Origin of the sequence: Alcaligenes sp. EGD-AK7 (assembly GCF_000465875.3) — a bacterium.
In the GTDB taxonomy this organism is placed as follows: domain Bacteria; phylum Pseudomonadota; class Gammaproteobacteria; order Burkholderiales; family Burkholderiaceae_B; genus Alcaligenes; species Alcaligenes phenolicus.
Genome location: NZ_AVOG02000054.1, coordinates 1 through 548, shown reverse-complemented (window position 1 = coordinate 548; position 548 = coordinate 1). Strand labels below are relative to the sequence as shown.

The following is a 548-nucleotide window of genomic DNA, read 5'->3' as shown; positions in this document are numbered from 1 at the left end:
GGGGCGTGGGGGTTCGGAGGTGCTGCTTAAATCGCGTCGGTATCGGTTTCGCCGGTACGGATGCGGATGGCCTGTTCCAGGTTGACCACGAAGATCTTGCCGTCACCGATCTTGCCGGTGTTGGCCGCCTTGGTGATGGCCTCGATCACGCGATCGAGCTGATCGTCGGCGATGGCCACGTCGATCTTCACCTTTGGCAGGAAGTCGACGACGTATTCGGCGCCGCGGTACAGCTCGGTGTGGCCCTTCTGCCGGCCGAAGCCCTTGACTTCGGTGACGGTGATGCCCTGTACGCCAATCTCCGACAGCGACTCGCGCACGTCGTCCAGCTTGAACGGCTTGATGATGGCAGTGACTAGTTTCATGAAAACTTCTCCCGTTTAGGTGGACTTGCCCCAGAAGTACGAACCCGGCTCAAGTCTAAGCTCAGTGTCTGGCTCTTGTAACGCTCCGGCTTCAGCCGGGCCGCGGACCGACACCACCAATCTCGCCGACGAAGCGTCGCGAATCGCCCATGCACCGCAACGAACCGGTGCGTGCGTCAACGG

At 61.1% G+C, this 548-nt stretch carries 1 protein-coding gene; it reads right to left on the bottom strand.

All coding sequences use genetic code 11. The features are described 5' to 3' along the window. Positions 1 to 26: 26 nt before the first annotated feature. Positions 27 to 365, bottom strand: a complete 339-nt coding sequence (gene glnK, locus N879_RS15715) for a P-II family nitrogen regulator (RefSeq protein WP_003096476.1) — start codon at positions 363 to 365, stop codon at positions 27 to 29. Positions 366 to 548: the final 183 nt, after the last annotated feature.

Bases quoted from the DNA above. Each gene is read 5' to 3' on its own strand.
- glnK (WP_003096476.1), bottom strand. From the start codon at position 365: ATGAAACTAGTCACTGCCATCATCAAGCCGTTCAAGCTGGACGACGTG.